Source organism: Paraburkholderia sp. BR13439, assembly GCF_040948805.1.
GTDB lineage: Bacteria > Pseudomonadota > Gammaproteobacteria > Burkholderiales > Burkholderiaceae > Paraburkholderia > Paraburkholderia youngii.
This window is the reverse complement of sequence record NZ_JBFPKN010000253.1, coordinates 1-207: the sequence shown is the minus strand read 5'-3', so window position 1 is coordinate 207 and position 207 is coordinate 1. Positions and strand designations below refer to the sequence as shown.

Below are 207 nucleotides of genomic sequence, written 5' to 3'. Positions count from 1 at the left end.
CCGCAGCTGGTGGCCTATGTGGTGGCCGCACAGGAGGCGCAGGAAGCGCAGCTTGCGGCGACGCTGCGCGCGCATCTGGCGGGGCAGCTGCCGGACTACATGGTGCCGGCGGCGTTCGTGCCGCTGGGGGCGCTGCCGCTGACGGTCAACGGCAAGCTGGACCGGCGGGCGCTGCCTGCGCCGCAGGACGATGCGTATGCGCGGCGG

Annotated in this window: 1 protein-coding gene; it reads left to right on the top strand. The window is 74.4% G+C overall.

The genetic code is table 11. The features are described from left to right. On the top strand, window positions 1–207 hold a 207-nt coding region (locus tag AB3X96_RS43085; protein WP_368594477.1), incomplete at both ends, for a hypothetical protein.